The 23,251-nt window shown below is 52.5% G+C and carries 14 protein-coding genes; 6 read left to right on the forward strand and 8 right to left on the reverse strand.

Annotated elements, in window-relative coordinates:
- The first annotated feature begins 122 nt into the window (after nt 1–122).
- Together QQL54_RS01390 and QQL54_RS01395 are read left to right on the forward strand one after the other, a co-directional pair.
- Nucleotides 123–1,919: a tetratricopeptide repeat protein gene (locus QQL54_RS01390; RefSeq protein ID WP_284386741.1), complete on the forward strand. Its 1,797-nt coding sequence runs from the start codon at nt 123–125 to the stop codon at nt 1,917–1,919.
- 27 nt (nt 1,920–1,946) lie between these two features.
- Nucleotides 1,947–2,150 (forward strand): hypothetical protein, encoded by a 204-nt coding sequence (locus QQL54_RS01395; RefSeq protein ID WP_284386743.1) that lies wholly within the window; start codon nt 1,947–1,949, stop codon nt 2,148–2,150.
- A 24-nt stretch (nt 2,151–2,174) separates the two neighbouring features.
- On the opposite strand, the gene QQL54_RS01400 is transcribed toward QQL54_RS01395, so the two are convergent.
- The 3 genes from QQL54_RS01400 to QQL54_RS01410 form a co-directional block, all read right to left on the reverse strand.
- A complete protein-coding gene (locus QQL54_RS01400; protein WP_284386745.1) occupies nt 2,175–4,664 on the reverse strand; it encodes a trypsin-like serine protease in 2,490 nt (829 codons plus the stop codon).
- A gap of 145 nt (nt 4,665–4,809) precedes the next feature.
- Nucleotides 4,810–5,403, reverse strand: coding sequence for a carbohydrate binding domain-containing protein (locus QQL54_RS01405; protein ID WP_284386746.1), 594 nt, complete (start codon nt 5,401–5,403; stop codon nt 4,810–4,812).
- 87 nt (nt 5,404–5,490) lie between these two features.
- A complete protein-coding gene (locus QQL54_RS01410) occupies nt 5,491–6,270 on the reverse strand; it encodes a tetratricopeptide repeat protein (RefSeq protein WP_284386749.1) in 780 nt (259 codons plus the stop codon).
- A 110-nt stretch (nt 6,271–6,380) separates the two neighbouring features.
- Between QQL54_RS01410 and QQL54_RS01415 the strand changes: the two genes are divergently transcribed.
- Nucleotides 6,381–8,894, forward strand: a complete 2,514-nt coding sequence (locus QQL54_RS01415; protein ID WP_284386752.1) for a glycoside hydrolase family 3 protein — start codon at nt 6,381–6,383, stop codon at nt 8,892–8,894.
- A 239-nt stretch (nt 8,895–9,133) separates the two neighbouring features.
- Nucleotides 9,134–12,265 (forward strand): TonB-dependent receptor, encoded by a 3,132-nt coding sequence (locus tag QQL54_RS01420; RefSeq protein WP_284386754.1) that lies wholly within the window; start codon nt 9,134–9,136, stop codon nt 12,263–12,265.
- Between the two features lie 83 nt (nt 12,266–12,348).
- On the opposite strand, the gene QQL54_RS01425 is transcribed toward QQL54_RS01420, so the two are convergent.
- Genes QQL54_RS01425 through QQL54_RS01440 form a run of 4 tightly spaced genes read right to left on the reverse strand, consistent with a single transcriptional unit; the run spans nt 12,349 to nt 18,371 of the window.
- Complete coding sequence (locus QQL54_RS01425; RefSeq protein ID WP_284386756.1) at nt 12,349–13,854, reverse strand: tryptophan halogenase family protein; 1,506 nt, start codon at nt 13,852–13,854, stop codon at nt 12,349–12,351.
- Nucleotides 13,854–15,365 carry a tryptophan halogenase family protein gene (locus QQL54_RS01430; protein WP_284386758.1) on the reverse strand — a complete coding sequence of 504 codons (1,512 nt, stop codon included), beginning with the start codon at nt 15,363–15,365 and terminating at the stop codon, nt 13,854–13,856. Before QQL54_RS01430 ends, QQL54_RS01425 begins: the two co-directional genes overlap by 1 nt.
- Nucleotides 15,358–16,803, reverse strand: coding sequence for a tryptophan 7-halogenase (locus QQL54_RS01435; protein ID WP_284389422.1), 1,446 nt, complete (start codon nt 16,801–16,803; stop codon nt 15,358–15,360). Before QQL54_RS01435 ends, QQL54_RS01430 begins: the two co-directional genes overlap by 8 nt.
- A 35-nt stretch (nt 16,804–16,838) precedes the next feature.
- Nucleotides 16,839–18,371, reverse strand: coding sequence for a tryptophan halogenase family protein (locus tag QQL54_RS01440; protein WP_284386760.1), 1,533 nt, complete (start codon nt 18,369–18,371; stop codon nt 16,839–16,841).
- A gap of 295 nt (nt 18,372–18,666) precedes the next feature.
- On the opposite strand from QQL54_RS01440, the gene QQL54_RS01445 reads away from it, so the two are divergent.
- A complete protein-coding gene (locus QQL54_RS01445) occupies nt 18,667–19,701 on the forward strand; it encodes a LacI family DNA-binding transcriptional regulator (protein WP_284386762.1) in 1,035 nt (344 codons plus the stop codon).
- A gap of 8 nt (nt 19,702–19,709) precedes the next feature.
- On the opposite strand, the gene QQL54_RS01450 is transcribed toward QQL54_RS01445, so the two are convergent.
- Nucleotides 19,710–20,708: a LacI family DNA-binding transcriptional regulator gene (locus QQL54_RS01450; protein WP_284386764.1), complete on the reverse strand. Its 999-nt coding sequence runs from the start codon at nt 20,706–20,708 to the stop codon at nt 19,710–19,712.
- A gap of 92 nt (nt 20,709–20,800) precedes the next feature.
- Here QQL54_RS01450 and QQL54_RS01455 point away from each other — a divergent pair, with 92 nt between their 5' ends.
- On the forward strand, nt 20,801–23,248 hold the full coding sequence (locus tag QQL54_RS01455; protein ID WP_284386765.1) for a glycoside hydrolase family 3 N-terminal domain-containing protein: 2,448 nt from the start codon (nt 20,801–20,803) through the stop codon (nt 23,246–23,248).
- Nucleotides 23,249–23,251 lie beyond the last annotated feature (3 nt).

Here is a 23,251-nt window from a genome sequence, read left to right on the forward strand (position 1 = left end):
ATCCCGTCACGCGACACTATATCCGCCATACAAAATTGGATTCTTCTGGCTCACCCGGAATATTTGCTTAGAACCAAATTAAAGTTTCACTCTCTCCGGAAGAGACGGCGTGAGAGGACGGTATGCAGAAAATATTCGATGAACTCCGTCGACGGAACATCTTCCGCGTTGCTGGGGTCTATGGGGCGTCCAGCTGGCTGATTATTCAGCTTGGCATTGCTTTCGAAACATCGTTGAACTTGCCGGGCTGGTTCGACCGATTGCTGACCACTTTGGTTTTGCTCGGTTTTCCAATCGCGCTCATCTTAGCTTGGGCGTTTGAGCTTACGCCAGAGGGCCTGAAACGCACTGAGATCGGAGGTCCATCGGAAGACGGATCACGCCGCGCCGGTCGTAAACTCGGCATTGCCCTGATTGCCCTGATCAGCGTGGTCATCGGCTTGATTACATGGCGCATCATCACCTCCGAAGTTCAACGACAGAATGATATGTCTTCAGCCGCTTCATCTGATGGATCGACTGCCACGTCAGTAACAGAGCAGTCTGCCATGGACGCGCTGCGAACGATCGCTGTGATGCCGTTTGAGAATCTGGCTGATGATGAGAGGTACGATTACATTTCAAGTGGTCTTTCATCGTCCATCCGTGATGACTTGGCAGGTAACAGGTTACTACGTGTCGTGGCGCGGTCGTCATCTCAGGCTGTCGCCAATGAATCTCTGGGCGCACTGGAAATCGCGGAGCGTCTTAATGTTGCCAATGTCCTTGAAGGCCGTGTTGAAAAACGAGGTGAAAAGCTGCTGATTACCGTCAGCCTTGTCGACGCTCGTACTGGGTTCACCAGATGGGTCGAAACCCTGACGTATGACCCTGAAGCTCTGATCGACATTCGTAATAAGATTACGAGTGTCTGCGCCCAGACTTTGTCAGTGGATCAACGATCGCAGGGTCGTGAGCCAGGTGATGCGACTGTCCCAGAGGCTTTCACGGAATACTTCAGGGGAACAACTCTCTTATATCAAGAAGCGACTCTAGAATCGCTTGAAAGCGCACGGCGTCACCTTGAAACAGCTGTTCAACTGGACCCTGGCTTTGCGGATGCTCATTCTTCGCTCGCCGGGGTCTATCTGATCCTCGGTGCGGTCAGTGCCGACAAGGGGCTTGCAGACGCCATGATCGATAAGTCTGAAGCCATGGCGCGAGAGGCGATTGCCTTGGCGCCCAGCGATGCAGACACACATGCGGTTTTAGGCGAAATTCTTATGAGTGGGCGGGTCGATATGGTCGCTGCAGCCGGCCCTTTCGACCGGGCTCAGGCGTTGGGGCTGTCATCGGGAGACGGATTGTCGAGGCACGCCGTCTTCCTGTCAGCAACCGGGCGCCATGACGAGGCGATCGAGCAAGCCTATCGCGCTAAGACGCTCGATCCGTTGAGCGCCTCTGCATCTGAGACGCTAGGCTTGGCCTATTATGCAGATCGTCAGTTTGGTTCAGCCATCACAGCCTATCGTCTTGCTCTGTCGCAAAACCCTGAACGCTACACGACACGGGCGCGTTTAGGACTGGCGCATATTTACTCAGGGTCCGTTGAGGACGGGTTGGACTGGTGTTCGAAAGAAGAAAACCTGATGGAACGTCTGCCCTGCGAGGCCGCAGCGGCCGTCAGGAAGGGAGAATCTGAGAGCGCTGAAAAGGCTTTAGGCGAACTCATTGAGGTGTTCGGCGACGCTGGCGCTTATCAGCAAGCTGAAATGCTGGCTGAAATGGGGCAAACAGAGGTAGCCATCGCCACTCTGCTAAAGGCGGAAAGCCTAGGTGACACAGGCCTAGCAATGGCCGGATATGATCCCGCGCTGGATAATTTGCGTGACGATGAGAGGTTTCAAGCATTGCTTGTGCGCCTCGGCCTATCGGATTAGGTCTGTTCTAAATGGGGAGAGAATATCATGAAAAAGCTGATTATAGTGTCCGTGTTTGCCGTCGCTTTGAGCGCCTGCGTCACGACCAAGTCCAAAACGCCGCCCCCGGATGCTGACGCGGTCTGCGCCGTTAAGAATGAGGATGGTAGCTGTGCGTGTAAGAAGCTGGACGAAAATGGTCAGTGTATTGAAGGTGGCGGCCCCATCATTATCCGTGGCGGAAATGGCTGATCAGTCTCCAATCGCTGACGCGAATTAAAACTCATTCGAAAAGCACAGGCTGGGGACATTATTTCCGGCCTGACCGCTGCCTATGATGATCGTGCCGTTCGGGCACACATGTTTTCGAATCCAATCGCGGTAATGAGCGACAGCGACGAATGTGCTTGGCTCGCCGTCATCTCGACATACGCCTGAGCCTCTGCTGACGATCCCAACGAGTTCGTACTGGTCGATGACCGGGCCGCCACTGTCCCCGCGGCAGGTCTTCCGCGACGGAGCAAAGGTGCAGAAGGCTTTCGGGTCAATGGCGCCGCTCTGCAGCACGGCGGACCGTGCGATGCAATCCTCCCAACTCGTAGGATAGAGCGACAAAGTGCGAAGCCGCGCGGAAGTCGGAGCATCCGTCATTGACTGGATCTTGCCCCATCCAAAGGCTGCAACTTGCGTTGGAAAATCTGGATCTTCCGGTTTGTAAGACGACAGATTGATCACGCCAATGCGTGCGAGAGATAAGCTATCTGAATTCAGCGCGCTGCTAATATCTGAGTCTAATCCTAGCAAATGATGATAGATAGATTTGCCACCTGGAACTGACCAAAGGCGGATGCGTCCATCGCCTGACCATGTGAGTAGACGGTCGCCTTGAAGATCGGCACCATCGACTTTTTCACCATGATAGACCCGTGCAAGCGGATTTCCGGTCTCGACATCCCAGACTTCAGCTGTTCCAAAATCTGTCGTTACAACGATCCGTTCTGACGGCGTTGTTTGAACGCCTGAGATCGGAAGACTGTGGTTGAGTGTGTGTTTGAGCGCGCCTGACTTGGCGTTTCTGATCTCGCTGATCCCGTCTGAATTCCAAATGAGAAAGGCTCGGTCCTCGTCAATCAGTTGAACCTCTGAATCATAAAAGCCTGGTTTCGTCTTGAACGTCTTGCCGACCCGCTGACGACGGACATCCCGGATTTCGCCACGACCGTCGGAGCCAAGGGCGATCAATCTCCGACCCTTTTCATCCAAGGCCAGTTTCGGTCTATCGAGCTCAGTCAGTCCAGCATCGCGCGGTGACGTATCACCGAGTTGTTGAACGGACAGGCGGCCGGCTTCTTCGATCAGCGTTGCGCCGGAGTTCCGAAATACGGTTCTAATAGAAGTTGGCGAGACCATCATTTCGGTCCCGTTGGGTGCCGTGCGTAAAATGCGTTGATTTCGGTTCGATAAAGGAGGTGCCGACAGGGCGAGGTCGCGTTGCCTACGCTTAATGTTCCAGCGCTCCTGACGCCCATTTTTACCCGTGATTAGAACCTCTTTCCGATTGATGATTTTGATCTTTGCAGGATGGAAGCCAACTTTAAACTGGATTGGTTGAGAGCGTGTATTGATTTGATGGGCCGCGATTTTGCCACTGCCGTCGGCAATGACAAGCATGCCGGCTTGAGCGTCAAAATCTGCCGCAATGACAGGACCAGAATGTGTGACATCAAGGTTAGGCGCATTTGCGCGGCGAATGAGCCGCGCAGAGTTTTGCTTAGGTAGGATCAGCCAGCCCGGACCCGACCACGCAGAAAGCGAGTCCTCAATTTTACTGTCGGCCGCTACAAGCGATCGCGCACCCGTTTTAATATCAATGAACTCGACGCTACCGTCGGTTCTCAGCAGGCGGAGTGTCGACCCATCATGGATTGACGCGTCTTTTAAAGGAAGGCCGTTAGTGTCTCGCCAGCCTGATGGCGTTCGTGATCCAAAGGGGGCTGATAAGTCAAACTCCACACCGCTCAGGTCAAGCTGGAGTAGGGCGATATCGTTCACACTTGTCCGCGTGCTGTAATCTTCGTGCAGGATCATTCGTTTTATCGGAATGACCGGAGCGTTGTCGGACGCGATATTGCCGACATCCAAGCGCAGACCATAATGTGCGGGATCGTCGGTTTGAAAGCAGTGTGCTGCCGTCAAAACCCAATCGCGTGCGATCAATGACCCGCCGCAAATGTGACGTTTCTCCCATAGATCGAGATGAGACAATTGTTGAGAAAACTCGCGCGTTCCGGTGATCAGATTGGAAAAGACGAGCTGGACTTGGAACGGGGCAGCGTGACGCGGAATTTCGACCGCGTTGAATGAATACTCCGAACTCCTTCCAAAGCATATGTCGTGATAATAGGAGTCGTATTCCTCTTCGGACGGGTTTGGATTGTCGCATTTTCCATCTTCGATAGCTTGAGCCTTCAGGGCTTCTCGTGCCTCGAACTGGCGCTGCTGAAACTCAGCGTCTCTATCGGCCCGGGCTTGCGTTCTAAATGCGGGATCCGCGATGGGCGTGATATCTTCTCTAGATTCTAGAGCGGCCCGAATAGCGGAGGGAAGATTCCCTTGATCTTGGGCGAAAGCGGAAATCGGTCCGACTAGGGAAATTGCGACTGTTACGACCGTGACTGCAGCCATGCGGCCTGTCTTGCCGGGTGGACGCGATTTCTTTTGCGCAGTGAATATGTTGAAGACTGTCGGCACTCGAAAATAATGCATCCTAGTCTCCCCATTGTGCGGCTCTGTTAGCGCCGCCTAGCAACTTATGCGGATCATATATGGGGGACGGTGTCGCAGAAGGATAGCGGCTCTGGGATGACTCATCCTATGGGCTGACCTGTCTTAGAAACACGCCATTAGAGCGTTAGCTCGAATCTTTAGGTCCCAACGTCGACACATAGACGGGGCCGAACTCGACGATCTGAGCTGCACGGCCGAGTTGGTACTCGACCTTTAGTGAGCCGGCCGGATAATCCGCGTCCGCAACGCCGGTGACATTCATCAGCTTCCATTCCGTTTCAGGCAGGATGTCTTCGGACAGGATGTAGTCGTAGGGTTCTTCATTTCGCCCGACAAACATGCCTACATTTGCGGTGTCTTTACCCGCGGCAGCCTTCTTGGTCCGAGCCCAGAAAAAAACCTGAATTTCCTCACCTTTGGAAACAGGGTTGGCAATCTCAACACCCAGACTTGAATCCCACGCACGCTGCTGCTTCTTTTTGATACGAGCGCTGATGGCTTTGCCAGATGTGAGGGCTTCAGCGTCGACGACTTTCGTGCGGATGTCATTGCCTTTGGCTTCCCATTCTAGATCAAACGGGTTGTGTAAGAGCTCACCGGGTAAGGCCGCGTCGAGCGCCTGTAGTGCGGCGTCGGCGTCTTGTGCGCTGGCTGGGAGGCTTGCAAAAAAAGCTGTGCCAACCAGAAGGCTCATTAGAGCGGATCGCGTGTTTCTCATGTCATCTTTCTCCCCAGAAGATTTTGTTATTAAGAGCAAGTTCTATTTCTCACCTGAACCGTCGCTGAAAGCGGGGCTCATGGTTAGCTAGTTGGATTGAGCTAAGCTGGTGATTTGCTGCGCTAATGTGAGGGTTGCTTCCCGAATGTCTGCTGCGTCTTTGCAGGAGCGTTTTTCACATTTTCGACGGAGCTTATTGAGTTTTTCGAGGTGATCGGCGGCCTTCTCAAAATCTCGCTCTTTTAGATAGAGTAAGCCCAGACGCATGCGGGCGTCATAGTTTTTTTCGTCATGATGAAGGGATGTTTTGAGAGAGTCTTTTGCCTCGTCATATTTGCCGAGCTGTATCTCGGACAGTCCCGTCATATAGCTCGCAAAAGCAAAATCTTCATAGGTCACTTTGCCATCTGTGAGAACAGTGCGGCCTTCGGAGCGCCGATTGATGAAGTTGGACGTTAGTCCGGGGTTGGTGGAAAGAGCGCTGCCAGACGATAGGACGGGAGCCCCACCGCTTCGCGAATTCACACTTGAACTTAGATTAGCACCCGCATCTGCTGTCTGTGCGGCGCGGTCGATGCTGATTTCTGCATCCCGTGCGGAGTTCTCTTTCGCGCTTTCAAACCGTCTCAGACTTTTGAACTCGTTTTCGAATTCGATTTCCGCTGTCTCGAAGTCACCGCGGAAGAACGCGTCCATGCCTTCATGTTCGCCCAATATCTGGGTGCCGAAAGCGATCACTTCATCCTCATTAGTGGTCTCGGTCTCTGGAGCTGGATCGGCCGTTTGTGCAAAGACGGATCCGACCGTCAGTAAGGCGACCAAGCTGGATATTAAAAAGATCCGACAGCGCGATACGATAATTTGCATATTCTGATGCTTCCAAATTGACGTGGCCAAAATCATTACTTACGCATAGTGTTACCGCTACCATCCTAAAGAATGATGGCGATAAAAGTCAAATAGGGGACGTCCGGACGATGAAATATACAGAGAATTTCCGCCAAATCGCTTTAGTCACAGCTTCGGTTTTCATCCTGACAGCGTGTGCGCCGGCGCAATCGGATGTGGTCACGACAGAAATTGACGTCTCATCATCGGACGTTAGCGTCATCCATCCTGAGAAGTGGCCAGAGATTATAACGGCCGCATTGGACCCTGCTGTGGAGGCGAGAGTCGACACTATTCTTACCAAAATGACCCTAGAGCAAAAAGTTGGTCAGGTTATCCAAGGTGATACAAACTCTTTGACGCCGGAAGACGTCAAAAACTATCGACTGGGCTCTGTTCTCAGTGGCGGGAATTCCGCGCCGGGTGACAAGCCTTATGCTGGAACACAGGCGTGGCTGGATGCGGCAGATTCATATTTCGAGGCCTCTCTCGATCCTGAAGGGGTTGAGATCGCTATTCCTATTATCTGGGGTATTGATGCCGTGCACGGCCACACAAATCTGATCGGCGGGATTGTCTTCCCACATAATATTGGTCTGGGCGCAGCAAATGATCCCGACCTGATCCGGCGAATTTCGGAAGTCACAGCGACTGAACTCAATATATCTGGGCATGATTGGACCTTCGCGCCAACATTGGCTGTCCCGCAAAATGATCGTTGGGGACGAGGTTATGAGGGCTTTTCCGAAGATCCAGAAATCGTGAAATCTTATGGCGGCATGATTGTTGAGGGTTTGCAGGGTGAGCTCGGATCAGACGGCTTTATGGGGCCGGGTAAGGTGATCTCGACGGCCAAACATTTCTTAGGCGATGGCGGCACTGAGAACGGTGTGGATCAGGGTGATGCCCGTATCAGCGAAGAAGAGCTGCGGGATATCCATCTGCCTGGTTATGAGACCGCGATTGCTGCGGGTGCCCAATCCGTCATGGCGAGTTTTTCGTCTTGGCAGGGTCAGCCCATGCATGGACAAAAAGCACTCATGACAGACGTCCTCAAAGGGCGGATGAATTTTCAGGGCTTTGTTGTCGGGGATTGGAATGGCCACGCGCTCATTCCCGATTGCACGGCGACCGATTGTCCGCAGTCTCTGAATGCGGGGCTAGACATGTATATGGCGCCGGACAGCTGGAAAGGCCTTTACGAGTCGACCCTGACCCATGTGAAGTCGGGACGTATTCCGATGGAGCGTTTAGATGATGCTGTGCGACGCATTCTGCGCGCGAAAGTTAACTCTGGCATTTTTGATAAGCCAAAACCTAGCTTGCGGCCGCTCGCTGGCAATGAGGCGCTGCTCGGGTCGGATGAGCACCGGAATATCGCACGTGAAGCTGTGCGGAAGTCGATGGTCCTGCTTAAGAATAATGACGGGACATTACCCCTGTCACCGAGCGCCAATATTCATGTCGTTGGTGCAGGCGCAGACAGTATTACGAAACTGGCCGGTGGGTGGACGCTCTCTTGGCAGGGACGGGATCACGTCAATAGTGACTTCCCGAATGGTGAGTCGTTTCTGAGCGCCCTGAAACGAGAAGCTGAAAAAGCCGGAGGTCGGGTAACGTTCGACGCATCAGGCGAAACGACTCCTGACGGTACAGACGTCATCGTCGCTGTTTATGGTGAAGATCCCTATGCGGAATTCCAAGGCGACCGGGAAAATGTAGATTTCGTCCCAAATGACTTCGATACGGACCTGCTAGGTACTTACAAGGATGCAGGCTTATCGGTTGTCTCAGTGTTCATTTCGGGCCGGCCTTTATGGGCTAACCCTGAGATCAACGATTCAGATGCATTCGTGGCAGCTTGGTTGCCCGGGAGCGAGCCCGCAGGGATCACCGATCTATTGTTCCAGACGGAAGCGGATTACGATTTCACTGGCCGTCTGTCATTCTCATGGCCGAAGCTTGCCACTCAGGTGCATCTGAATCCGCACCATGAAGGTTACGATCCTCTCTTTGAGTTAGGTTACGGCCTGTCTCTCAATGACACCGTCAGTATTGCTTCTTTATCCGAAGAGAGCGGTGTCAGCGCAGATATTGGTGAGAAGGGCGTCTTCTTTGAAAAGGGCATGACGACACAACCATGGCGCTTGGCGGTCAACGGCTCGACAGTTGATCTGCCGTTCCGTGAAGGCGGCGTTGAAGTGATGGCTTATGATAAATCCGCTCAGGAAGATTCGCTCAGATTGACATTCTCCGATGCCGAATCGACCTTCTCGATCGCGTCGGGCTATCCGCTCGATTATGCGCGCGAAGCGAATGGCGCGATGGAGCTGTCTTTCATGTCAAAATCTCTGTCCGGACCAACGACCGTACAGATTGGCGCTGGGTGTATTGACCTGAATGGCTGCGATAACTTCCACGCTGTTGCTCTGGAATCCGACTGGTCCGAGACGCGAATTTCCCTGCGTTGCGCGACCAAAAAGGGTGTTGATCTTCAGTATATGAAGAACGCCTTCACGGTTCTGGGCGAGCCGGGACTCGAGATGGCTGTTGCTGATGTGAAGCTCAAGCAGGAAAGCTCAGACTCGATCCGTTGCGACTAAACAGCGCGAAAATGGACAGGAATGTGACAAATACGTCACATTCCACAGTCGAGTTGCAAGTTTTTGTTGAATATCAATTGACATCAAAACGGTCATGTGGCGGTAAGAATGTTAGCGGTAACTTTTTTACCGTTTGAGGGTAAATGTTAGCGGTAACTTAACTGCCGCAGAAGACGAAAACTACATCGGCACATCCGGACTCACAGAATAGTCGGAGTGTCATCCTAGGGGAGGTTTCTTTGAAAGACGCTGTCAATAATCGTGCGAGTTTGCCTAATCAGCTACTCATGTCTGGCGCTACGGCGCTCGCAATGGTGTTCATGGCACCGCAAGCCTTCGCGCAAGATGCACCGGGTGCAGACACAACTAGTGTCGCCGACGATGAAGATCTCGACGAAGTTGTAGCCACCGGTATCCGCCAAGCCCTGAAAGCGGCTCGGGACCTAAAGCGCGACGCCGATACAGCTGTCGATTCAATTACGGCATCGGATGTCTCAACATTGCCTGACTTGTCCGTCGCAGAAGCCTTGGCCCGTATTCCGGGCGTGGTTGTTCAGCGCTTTAGCCTAGGCGGCAGTGAAGGCGACTTCCCGTCCCCAGAGGGTGGCGGCAACCTGATCCGAGGTCTGACACTGGTTCGCTCCGAATTTAATAGCCGAGACACATTTTCTGCGAATGGTGGTCGTTCACTCGACTTTGGTACTGTGCCTCCGGAACTGATCGGTGCGGTTGATGTCTATAAGAACACGTCGGCTGACCTGATCGAAGGCGGTATTGGCGGTTCGATCAATCTACGGACACTTGAGCCATTTGACAAAAGTGGTCCGTTGGCCGTGGTTACGCTCGACGGGACCTACACCGATCTGCGCGATGAGGTCAGTCCTGACTTCAGTGTCATTGTCGGCAATCGCTGGGACGTCAATGGTGGTGAATTCGGCTTGCTAGGGTCTTTCTCCTCATCCGAACTGAAATCTGACCTTCATGGTTTCCAAGTCGGTCAACTGACACCGATTCCCAACGGAGCAGAGACAATTGCGGTTCCGGGTGGCTTCCAACTTCGGACGAACGAAGTCGATCGAAAGCGTGACAGCTATTATGTGGCCAGCCAATTCCGTAACGATAGTGGTGATTTTCAGCTAACGGCTAAAGCTGCCCGCATTGAAAATGATACATCCAGTGATGAGCGCACTTTAGAGTGGTTCACAGATGGTGAGATGTGGTTTCAGACGTCAGTGACAGGGCTTACGACGACACCATTCACATCGCCAGGCCTCCCACAATGTAACGGCAACAATGACCCGACACCGGCCAACCCGACTTGTGAACAGACTCAAGCGGTAACAGGCCTTTATGAATCAGGGTTGATATCGAACAGTCTACGCGACTGGACAGGGGCCCGCGGTGCGAACTTCACCAATCTGGGTATTCACCAAGAGGATCGGTCTACAACAGACGATATGAGCGTCAATATTAAGTGGCGTCCAGCTGATCAGTGGTATGTCAATCTTGATGCACACCGCACGACAGCGACGTTTAATCGTGAGCGCCTTTGGGTGGGGTCTAGGTTCTTCTCAGATTTCTCGATCGTTCCAGATCTCGATAATCCACGTGTCGAGCTGACTTTAGATCCAACAAACAATCCGAGCAATCGGGCCGGGACAGGGGCACCATCGAGTAGTTCCCTTGCGGATCCGTCAAACGCGTTTCTATTGTTCTCAGCCGACGAGTTTCAAGATAATGAAGGCGAAATGGTCGCCATCGCTGGTGATGTTGAATATGAATTCGACAATGATGGCTGGTTCGACTCGATTAAATTCGGCGCCCGATTTGCTGATCGGGATCAGATCAATCGGTCGGCCGGTTTGAACTGGGCTGCAGTCGCGCCGCCATGGGCGGGCGGGGGCTATTTGCCATTCTCTGAGTTGGCCACACCAACTTTTGAAACAGTTGATTTCTCGGACTTCTTCCGTGGCGATGTTGTACAAGGCAATAATACGTCGGTGATTTTCGCGGACCGCGCCCTGATCTCGAACTATGATGCTTGGGTTAACGTCGTGCAGAGCGATCCGCTCATCACTAACCCTACGACGGGACTAAATCCTGACTGGCGTCCGCTTCGTGAAAATGGCGTTGTCGATTATAATGGACGTGGTTCAATCGGTGATGTGACCGAAAAGACTTATAATCTCTATGGTCGTCTGGATTTCGGCAACGAGTTCGATAATGGGATGTCGATCGATGGTAATATCGGGCTCCGTTATACAAAAGCCGATGTTTCGGGACAGGGCGGTCTCGATTATATCAATAACGATGATTCTGGTGTTCCGGGACAGCGCCCTTCTGACTTTAGTCCAGAAGCTGTCGCCTTCCTAGCGCAAGAATCGATTGAGCGAACTGGAACGTTCAGTTCTGATGAACGCTGGCTCCCATCGCTGAACGTCAAATGGAATCTCAATGATGAGTCATTGATCCGGTTCGCGGTCAGTAAAAATATTACGCGGCCGAGAATCGATCAGCTTCGAGGTGATCAGTCTGCGAATGGAGCCTTCCGCTTCGTGAGTAATAATGATCCAGCGATCCCCCCGGATCAGCGGATTACGGATATTATTCTCAACCAGATCAATATCTTTGGTGGTAATCCGGATCTTAAGCCAATTCTGGCGACAAATTATGACTTGTCGTACGAATATTACTTCGGTGATGAGAACTCTCTGACGTTCTCGGCTTTCCGGAAAGACATTAAAAACAACATTATCTACGGGTCACAAACTCTAGATACTGTAACGCTTGATGGCCGCGAAGTCGCGATCGTGTTCAATGGCGACATCAACCAAGATGAGGCTGAGTTGCAGGGTATCGAGATTGCTTACCAGCAGTTCTACGATAACCTTCCGGGCTTGCTTTCTAATCTGGGTCTTCAGGCCAACTATACCTATGTCGATGCTGAGACGAATGCCCCAGCACCGGTTGCGGATGCAGATGGCGATGGCACCCCGGATAGTTTCGAGCGGATCTTCCGTTACGGTGTGAACAACTTCTTGGGTCTGTCAGAACATTCCGCCAATATTATCGGTATTTATCAAGACGATAAGTTGGAAATGCGTCTCGCCTATAACTGGCGTTCAGAGTATCTGAGTTCCTATCGGGACTTCGTGACTGGGAACCCGATCTTCCAAGAGGATCGCGGCTATTTGGATGGCTCGTTGAAGTATGACTTCAACGATAACCTCCAGTTCCGGCTTCAGGTCGCAAACATTCTGGATACGAAAGCGAAAGCGACGCAGCAGATTGATGAGACGGGACAGAGATTTGCTCGGACCAGCTTTGTCGGCGATCGCCGGATCCGGTTCGGTCTTCGCTACCAGTTCTAGCGAAGGCTCATGAAATGAATGAAGGAGGGGTTCGCCCCTCCTTTTTTTATGACGAAAAGACTGAGTTTATGGCTGGAGAACCGTTAGGCGCGGCAGTTCCCGTCAATAAAATCCTGATGGCTCGGCATCGACTCGAGGCATTTTGCCCACGTATTGCGGATCTGCGACATACGTTGGTTCAGCTCGTCATCGGGCATCATGTTAGCCAACGGATGATAGCGTTTCGGCACAAGTCCTTGCCCATGCATGACAGCGAGCCAGCTCATCTCTCCGAAAATCTCATTGTCATGCCGGTATAGACGCGCATTCTCTTTGTAGATGGCGATCCGTTCTTTCAGAGAGTCTGGCAGCTCCATAGTCCGGCAATAGTTCCAGAAGGGACTGTCATCCCGGTCTGTCACGCAATAATGTAAAATGAGGAAGTCACGCACTTGCTCATATTCAAGCTGGGTTCGTCGATTATAATAATCAATATCCGCTTGGTTGAAGTGCTTATCCGGAAAGTTTGTCATCAGGCGAGCAATCGCCGTCTGGATCAGGTGGATAGAGGTGGATTCAAGCGGCTCAAGAAAACCTGCGGCCAAACCGAGGGAGATGACGTTCTTGTTCCAAGTCTGACGTCGCATACCTGTCTTGAAACGCAGGAAATTCGGTTCACCAATGGGCGTGCCCTCCATGCCTTGATGCAGAATACCCAGCGCTACCTCGTCCGCCATATAATCGCTGCAATAGACATGACCATTGCCGGTTCGGGATTGAAGCGGAATGCGCCATTGCCAGCCCGCGGATTTAGCCGTGGCTTGCGTGTAAGGACGTGGCTCTCCGACATTTTCGCTGCCATGCGCGACGGCCCGGTTGCATGGTAGGAAACTCGACCAATCTTGATAGCCCGTTTTTAAGGTCTGCTCGATCAGCAATCCTCTAAAGCCTGAGCAGTCAATGAAGAGCTCCCCATCATATGTCTCGCCGGTCTCAGTCGTGACGCTTTCGACGAAGCCTGTCTCTGAATTCTGCTGAACCGTTTCGATTTTTCCTTCCGTCCGAATAACGCCTAGGCTTTCGGCGAAATCCCGCATGAACTTCGCATAGAGGCTAGCATCAAATTGAAAGGCGTAAGTGATGGTGCTGAGCGGCGAGTTCGCAAGATTGATCGGACGTTGGAACTTCCCAGCATTGGCTGCGAGAATTTGTAGATTGTAATCATCGATAGGCGGGACGTGCCCGTTGCGGGCATGGCGGAGCCAGAAATGATGGAAGTGAAGGCCTTCCATGCTTAGCCCATAGGGTCCGAAAGAGTGGATATACCGTTCGCCGAGATGGCCCCAATCGTTGAATTCAATGCCGAGCTTGAAGGTGGCATTTGTCTTGCGGACGAAATCGTCTTCCTTCAATCCAAGGAGGCGGTTGAAATAGAGAATATGAGGGATAGTCGCTTCACCGACCCCGACTGTTCCAATTTTCTCGGATTCGATCAGCTGGATCTGAATCTCATTGCTTTTGAGTAAACGCGATAGTGCTGCGGCAACCATCCAGCCTGCAGTCCCACCGCCGACAATGACGATTTTTCTGATATCCGTATCTGCCAGCATTACGCATTCGCCGCTTTGCAATATTGATCAATAAAGGCTGAATGAGTCGGCATTTTTGCTGCCGCGTCAACCATCGCCCTGTTCATGGAGTTCAAGCTGTGACTAATCTGCTCGTCTCGCAAGGTTGAAACAATCGGATCGCAGATCTCAGGGATAATATTTTGTCCCAGCATTACAGCAACCCAGCTTGGGCGAGAGAAAAGCTCGTCCTCGTATCGGAAAACGCGTCCGGCTTTCTGAAAGAGCTCGATCTTATGTTGCAAACTATCGGGAATACTCATGGTCCGACAGTAATTCCAGAACGGACTGTCGTCGCGTTCCGTGGCGCAATAATGCAGTATGATAAAATCGCGCACTTGATCGAATTGCTGTCGCATCTGGCGATTATATTCATTCACCACAACAGGTGGAAAAGACCCATCTGGGAAGAGGGTTATAAACTTGCTGATGCCCATCTGGATCAGATAGAGCGATGTCGATTCCAATGGCTCCAGAAAGCCAGAGGACAGCCCGATCCCAACACAGTTTTTGTGCCAAAACTCTTCCAAGCGACCTGTTGTAAATCGCAAGGTACGGGCGTCACTTATTGGTTTGCCGTCAAGACCGCCCATGAGAATATCATGCGCCGCATCGTCAGCCATGAAATCCGAGCTATAAATGTGACCATTTCCGGTTCGGGTTTGGGTTGGGATGCGCCATTGCCAGCCAGCGGACTTAGCGGTTGAGACGGTGTAAGGCGGTGGTGGGCCGACATGCTCGCACGCGACTGTCTGGGCGGAATTGCAAGGGAGCCAATGACTCCAATCCTGGAAGCCCACGTCGAGAGTCTGGCGCATCAACAGGGCGCGGAATCCACTGCAATCAAAGAAGAAATCCCCTTCGATTGTCTGGCCATTCTCCAAAATCAACGTTTGAATGTGGCCAGTTTCGGGGGTCAAGTTTACAGACTCAACTTTCCCTTCAGTGCGGATAACGCCGCGCGTTTCCGCATATTGCCTGAGGAATTGCGCATATCGAGTTGCGTTGAAATGATAGGCGTAGCGGATGTGCGACAGCACTGATTTCGGGTTCTCATGTGGATGACAAAACTTGCCTGCCTTCCCTGCGATGGCACAGAGGCTATAATCCTGAATGGGATGATTGCTGCCACCTTGATGAGCGCGCAGCCAATATTGATGGAAGTCGATACCCTGCATATCGGCGCCGTGTTCGCCAAAGGGATGAAAATATCGGTCCCCTTTGCGACCCCAATCAGCAAACTCGATGCCCAATTTGAACGTGGCTTGGGTCGCTTTCATGAAGTCTGCTTCGCGGATACCCAGCATCCGGTTGAAATTCATCATGTCGGGAATGGTGGCTTCGCCGACACCGACGGTTCCGATCTGCTCAGACTCGACCAGTGTGATTTGAGTGTTCTCGGAATCCAGCATGCTGGATAGAGCGGCGGCCGTCATCCAGCCCGCCGACCCACCGCCGACAATGACGAGGCGTTTCAGTCGGGCATCAGCCATTTTGCGAATGTTTTCTGTGTAGGTAGGACAGGAATTTGCTCACATATATCGAGTGCGGAGGCATTTTACTGAGAACCGATTGAATTGACTTCTGCCGTTGTTCCAATCTTGCAGCGACCTTCGCAGGTTCCGCCAAGCTTGCCAACGGGTCCCGGCGTCGCGGTTGTCGTCCCATCCCGTCATGCAGGATCGCCCAATCCACATCATCAAATGGCTCATTATCATATGCGACCAGATGGCCTCTGCTTTCATATTGTGTCAGCTTTCGAGTGAGCTTCGAGGTCTGCTTCTGAGCCGATGCAGCTTGCCAATAGGGGCCGTTAGGTAGCGTAGTCATAACGAAATGCGCCTGATTGAATATCTCCGCGTGGCAGACATCATCTTGAAAGACGCGGTTATATTCCCGTGCTTCAATCCGCATGTCAGTCGAAACTGGGAATAGATCCATGAGACGCTGAATATCGCGGAGCAGAAGCTTCATCGGCGCCGTGGTGAGCGGCTCTACAACGCAGGCGGCTTGGCCAATCGCGACACAATTCCCGGCCCAAGCATTCTCTCGGCATCCGAGGCTCAGCGTTATGGATGCATCTGGGTCAGTACCGTGAGCGGCCGCAGCAATCTGTCTGCTGTCTTCATGAAAAACGGTCATTCGGCGAGCGCCCGACCGAAGAGTGATCTCGGACTGCCATCCATAGTCGCCACTTTTAATCGTCTGTGCAGCTTTACCAACTGGCGTGTCGGTAATCCGACTAATCAGCGCCTGCATTGTGCTGGAGCCTTTAGCCTCAATTTTTGACGGGCTCAGTAATATTGCTGACGAACCAGAACAATCGATGAAGAGATCAGCGGAGAGTCGTTGGCCGTCTGACAGTGTTACTGATGTAATGTCGGTGCTGTTACGCTCGACATGATCAATCCGCGCCTCAATCAACTGGATTGAGCGTGTCAAAGACACCGCCTTGTAAAGCGCCGTCAATTCTTTGGGGTCAAAGGCATAGCCATATTCAGCGCGCGATAGAGGATGTTTGTGGTCTTCAGGGGGGTGCGCGAACACGCCGCCCACCGCAGCCTGCGCCGAGATTAATGTGTCTTGCAGAGATAAAGACGGGTCTAGCTGGATCAGCTTTGCTAGCGGAACACCTTCTAAAACGAGAAGCGGTTGGTGAAACGCCTGAACCCAGGAGCGGTCAGTGCCAGCCCAATTATGTAAATAGGTTCCGTACGCAAAGGTCGACCCAGTATTGAGCAGAAGCTCAGGTTCGGACAGTCCGATCGATAAGTGAAAACGGTAGGCAGCCGGTGGCAGGATGTGTCCGTAGAATGCATCTTCAGCCGGTTTAGACTCGCTCTCGACAACTTTGAGGGCGATTGTTTTTGGTAAGCTCCGGCTCATGGCTGCCGCCGTCATCCAGAGCGATAAACCGCTGCCGCAAAGCATGAGCGTTCGTATGGGATTGGAGGCTGACGTCACAGTTAGAGGGACTCAGGAACGGTTTTTGATGACGATCCCGTGCCTTGAATGAAGGTTAGGTGGTCTGGCGCCCGGTCCACACTGTTCCGGATCGAGCTGTGCAAATTCTCCGCATATTGGCGAATGTCGTCGAGCGGGATACGGCCCATTCGGGGGTCTCCCGCTAAGGGCAGTTTGCGCTGGCCCATGAACACGGCGATCCAGCTGGGGGGCAGAAAAACACTGAACTCATAAGATGGAACGAGACCTCGGTGCATCCATGCCTCAATTTTTGACTGAAGGCTTTCTGGAAGTGTCAGATTACGAAAGTGCCGCCACATCTCGCTATCGTCTCGCTCTGTGGCGACATAGTGCAGTAACAGGAAATCGCGCACGCGCTCAAAATTCAGGCCCATCCGTTCATTATATTCCTCTTGATCCGATGTAGCGAATGCGGTGTCCGGAAAGAGTTCAAGCAGGGCAGTGATGCCTTCTTGGATGAAGTGGATCGATGTCGATTCCAGCGGTTCGAGAAAGCCGGCTGACAGGCCTATTGCGACAACATTTTTTTTCCAGAATTGGTTGCGTCGCCCGGTCATGAAGTAGAGCTGTTTTGGATCCGTCGTGAGCGCGCCTTCGATCCCGTCTAGCAGTTGCGATCTGGCTTCATCGTCAGAGATGAAGTGGCTGCAATAGACATGCCCATTTCCCGTTCGGTGCTGCAGTGGAATACGCCACTGCCACCCTGCCGTGCGCGCCGTAGACCGCGTGTAGGGAAGCAGCGTGCCGACATTTTCACTTTGGACCGCGACAGCGCGGTTGCAGGGCAACCATTCGCTCCAATCCTGATATCCCGTTTTCAGCGATTGCTCGATCAGCAATCCCCGGAAGCCCGAGCAATCGATAAAGAGTTCGCCGCCGATGGTCTGTCCCGACTCAAGGCGTAGCGTTTCGACGTGGCCTGTTTCGGCATTCTGATCGACCTCGACAATTTTCCCTTCGATACGCGTGACCCCATGCTTCTCCGCAAAGGTTCGGAGGAACTTCGCATAGAGGCTGGAATCGAATTGATAGGCGTAGCCGAACGTGGACTCGATCTTAGACAGGTCGGGATCCGGATGGTGGAACCGCGCACTTTTCGCGGCGACAATGGGATAAGAATACTCGTCCAAGGGTGTCTTTAGACCTAACTGTCTGAGTTGGTTCCATAGGTGATGAAAGTCGACCCCTTGAAGCGGTTCGCCGAAGTCTCCGAATGGGTGGACGTAACGATCGCCGATCTGCCCCCAGTCGCAAAATTCGATCCCCAACTTAAACGTGGCATTCGTCGCGCGCATGAATGTAACTTCATCTATGCCAAGAGCCTGGTTGAAAAAACGAATATGCGGAAGTGTCGCTTCTCCCACGCCAACCGTGCCGATCTGTTCCGACTCGACAAGAGTGATCGAGGTTTTGGTTCGGTGAAATTTGTAGGCAAGCGCTGCTGCGGTCATCCATCCAGCCGTACCTCCGCCCACAATACAAATTGATGATATTGGCTTGGGCTGATCAGTCATGATGTATGGTTGATATAGAGTTCAGCGGTCCATTCCTATCGCGACTAAATGGCCAGGTAGCCCCATTCGCGTCGAAGCAAAAACATTGATGGAAAGTCTATCGTATGTGCAGATTGATTAGAATTTGATCAACTTTCCCGACAAGTCTTACTTTTCATGTTAACGCTCACTTTCATAGACATTCCCTGTTCTGTCAAATACCAGAGAAGAGATCGATTTTATATGAAATGGGACGTGTCATGACACCGAAGGCCATCTACGGTGGAGCTGATTTAAAGATAAGGTTCGCGTAATCATGCATGATACCCGTCAGAGCGTGACTATAAAACAAGTGGCTGAGCGCGCTGGCGTTTCGCTCATGACGGTCTCACGCGTGATGAATAATACGGGGTTGGTCAAAGCGACGACGCGGCAAAAGGTCGAAGCGGCGATTGACGAACTCAATTACCGGCCCAACATCAGCGCCAGACGATTGGCTGGTGGTAAGTCGCTGTTTCTGGGTCTTATCTATCACAACCCTTCGCCCGGTTACCTTACTAAGATTTTGCTAGGCAGCCTTGATGCGTGTCGTCGTAATGGTCACCATTTGGTTCTGGAAGATCTCGGGCATCAAACACCCTATAGCCATCCTGAAGAAACCGCTCGATCCTTGAAAAGGGCGGGTCTTGACGGCGTTATCATCACGCCGCCTCTCTCCAACCACCACCTCTTCGTCGACGCGATAGAGGCTTCCGGCATACCGGTTGTTCGGATCGCGCCTGAGAATATTCATACGGACAAGTTGCGCGTGGCTATGGACGATGTGGCGGCAGGACAGGCTATGCTGCAGCATCTTGTCTCTCAGGGACATCGCCGCATTGCGTTCGTAAAAGGAAATGGTGACCATCCCTCTGCCCACCATCGATTTGAGGGATTTGCCAAAGGCATGGCTGACAACAATCTCGATTTACCTGACCAGCTTATCTATCAGGGCGACTTTACTTACCGTTCCGGCCTTGATGCAGGGCGCAAACTTTTATCGCTTCCAGAGCCTCCGACGGCCATCTTCTCCAGTAATGATGATATGGCCGCAGGTATTGTCGCGTCAGCGCAAATGCTCGGCCTGAAAGTGCCTGATGATGTATCGGTCGCGGGATTTGATGATACGGAAATCGCGACAAACATCTGGCCTGAACTAACAACGGTTAAACAGCCTATCGCTGAGATGGCGCGTCGCGCTGTGGATTTGCTGACGGCGTCCATTCGGCGCGACACTGAAGCGGAAGATGTATGTCGAGCACTACTCGATTTCGAACTTGTCATCCGCGATTCTGTCCAGCCCCCCGCATAGTAGGCCGCTTACGACTTCGGTGGGGGCGCAGTTGAGTCTCGTTGAACCAAGATGTGCGGGCTAATATGCTCGCGCGTATGTGGCACCTGACCGCGGCGAATTTGATCCAACAGCTTCACACCCATTTCTGTCATCTCTGTTGTGGACTGGCGTATGGTCGTCAGCGACGGATAGACAACAGTTGCAATGGGGGAGTCATCAAAGCCGACGACAGACAGATCGTCAGGAACACGGATGTCTAGCTTGTATGCGGCCGCCAGGCAGCCGGAGGCCATATCATCATTGGCAGCAAATATGGCCGTTGGCCGTTTGTCAGCGGTCAAATATCGTTCGGCAATCTGCATGCCCGATGCAAAATCGAACCCGCCAGTTTCTGTAAATCGATCATCATACATGAGGCCGCGGTCTGAAAATGCATCTTGAAAACCTTGGAATCGCAAGGTCGCCATATGCTGATTGGAAGGTCCATTGATAATGCCGATATTGGTATGGCCTAGGTCTAGCAAATGCTCTGTGGCGTCTCGCGCGGCAGCTCGCTCATCGACAGAAATATGGTGAGTTTCGCCAATGGGTAGTTGCGTTGCGATCCTGACAAGCGGGATCCCGTGTGCTTCCAACCGTTGTACTAGCGGCAGGCTGTCAGCCTGTGGCGCGCCGATGATGATGCCAACCAAACCATTTCGTTTCGCGATGGCGTCAATCGCATCATTGCTCACACCGCTTTGGACAACGAGGCTAAATCCAGCGCCTTGGCATCCGGTGAGTGCGCCGAGTTGCAAATCATGTGTGTAGGAGCGTGATGGATTGTCGAACAAAAGCCCCACAAGCGTTGGCGACCGGGACCGGAGTGAGCGAGCCGAATGGTTGACTTTATAGTCGAGTAATTGCGCCGCATCGAGCACCTTCTTGCGTGTACGTTCACGTACACCCGGTTCACCATTGAGGACGCGAGAGACTGTTTTGAAGGATACTCCGGCCTTTTGAGCAACGTCGATAATGGTTGTCATGCTTTCACCTTTAACGATGAAATAGACAAATTGCTCCTGTTTGACAATGTTGTCATTTCTAGTTTAACGTCTTTCAGAAAAGGGGAAACAACATGATCCGCAGAAAGATTTGCCAGCTGGCAACAGTCGGTTTGGGTGCATTGGCGCTTTATGGTTGTCAGGCGCAGGCCAGTGAACATGCGAATGTTGCTGAGAGCGTTCGATATAATTTGGATGCGTTGAACGCGCCTTTGCTGACGTCTCCTAAAACAGATCGAGTTGAAGCGCTGATCGCGAAAATGACCCTTGAGGAGAAACTTGCACAGATTTCTTGTGTCTGGTTCGGCAAAGCGGACATCTATAATGCGGACGGCAGCTTCAATGCTGAGAAGATGGCGGAAAAATTCCCTCACGGAGTCGGCTGTTTTGCTCGTCCGCAGGATACGATCGGGATGGAGGGGCCAAGTGACCGTAAAGACGTCAACGACGCAACGGTTGTGCGGCGTATGTCTGCCCGAAGCCCGGCTCAAACAGTTGCTCTGGTCAATGATATTCAAACGTGGATGATGGAAGAAACCCGACTGGGTATTCCGACACTCTTCCACGAAGAAGGTCTGCACGGATTTCAAGCGAAGGATGCGACCAGTTTTCCACAAGCGATTGCTTTGGCCGCCTCATTCGATACGGATTTGTCAGAGCGGATTTATAGTATCGTGGCACGCGAAATCCGGTTCCGAGGTGTCCATCACGTCCTCTCTCCCGTGGTTGATGTCGCGCTTGATCCGCGCTGGGGCCGGATCGAGGAAACCTTTGGTGAAGATCCCTACCTCGTCTCGCGCATGGGTGTTGCGGCTGTGCGGGGCTTTCAGGGCACAGATGGCAATGATGACGATTTCCCAATCGCTGATGACAAAGTGCTGTCGACGCTCAAACATATGACCGGACATGGTCAGCCCGAAGCGGGGATGAATATTGGTCCGGCACAAATTTCTGAACGCGTGCTGCGCGAGATTTTCTTCCCGCCCTTTGAAGCGGCAATCCTAGAAGGCAATGCGGCGTCTATTATGGCGTCTTACAATGAAATTGACGGTGTTCCGTCTCATGCCAATGGCTGGTTATTGAACGAAATTCTTCGCAATGAATGGGGCTTTAGCGGCGCTGTTGTGGCCGATTATTTTGCCATTAATGAACTGAATGTGCGTCACAAGATTGTCGACTCTCTACCCGCCGCAGGGGAGATTTCGCTGAAATCTGGTGTCGATCTTGAGCTACCGGACGGCGTGGCGTTTTATGCCCTCCAGGACCGAATTGAGGCGGGTGAATTGGATGTCGCCTATGTCGATGAAGCTGTTCGCCGCGTCTTGATGATGAAGGAGCGCGGCAATGTGTTTGCGACGCCTTTTGCCGACGCAGAGGCTGCCGAAGCCATCACCGGGAATGATGCTGCTCGTGCTGTCGCTTTGGAAGCGGCGCATAAGGGTGCCGTTTTGCTTAAAAACGAAAACAACATTCTACCGCTCTCGGCTGCGACTTACGGCACTATCGCCGTGATCGGACCGAATACAGATGTGACTGTCTTGGGCGGTTATTCGGACGAGCCGAAACAAACGATCAGTATTCTGGATGGTCTTCGGGCTCGACTCGGCGACGATGTTGAAATCATCCATGAACGAGGCGTCGACCTTACCAATAACCGCTCTTGGTGGGATGATGACGTTACCTTAGCGGATCGTGAGGCGAATCTTCGCGGTATTGGACGGGCTGTCTCGGCCGCCAAAGCTGCGGATTTGGTCATCTTGGCGATTGGCGGTGACGAAAGCACGTCCCGTGAAGCTTGGTCTGAAACGCATATGGGAGATCGTAACGACATCACTCTGATCGGTGAGCAGACCGAACTAGTGAAAGCCATCGCTGCAACTGGAAAACCTGTCGTGAGCGTCATCATCTCCGGTCGTCCGCTGAGCCTTGAGCCCGTCGAAGGTGATATGGACGCCATTCTTTACGGTTGGTTGCTGGGCCAGGAAACAGGTACAGCGGTCGCTGACCTCTTGTTTGGAGATCAAGTTCCGTCGGGTAAAATGCCAGTTACCGTGCCTCGCACAGTGGGTCAGATCCCGGCCGTTTATAACCATAAGCCGACAGCGCGTCGCGGTTACGCGTTCGGCGATGCGGGTCCACTTTATCCATTTGGCTTTGGCATGTCTTACACAACGTTTGAGTTGTCCGAGCCAAGCTTGGCAGATGCAACGATTGGGGTAGATGGTCAGACAACCGTCTCCGTCAATGTAACGAATACGGGTGACTATGCGGCTGACGAAGTCATTCAGCTCTATATTCGCGACAGCGTCAGTTCCGTTACGCGGCCTGTGAAAGAGCTGAAAGGGTTCGAACGTGTGTCGCTTGCGCCGGGTGAGACGAAAACCGTGACGCTGCCGATCCGGCCAGAACATCTTCGTTTCTTTGACCGCAATATGAAACGGGTTGTTGAGCCGGGCGAGTTCGAGATCATGGTCGGGAACAGCTCGGACGCCGTCAAAACCACGACACTGACGGTTCGCTAAGGT

The sequence above is a fragment of the Algimonas ampicilliniresistens genome (genome assembly GCF_030159955.1).
GTDB classification, from domain to species: domain Bacteria; phylum Pseudomonadota; class Alphaproteobacteria; order Caulobacterales; family Maricaulaceae; genus Litorimonas; species Litorimonas ampicilliniresistens.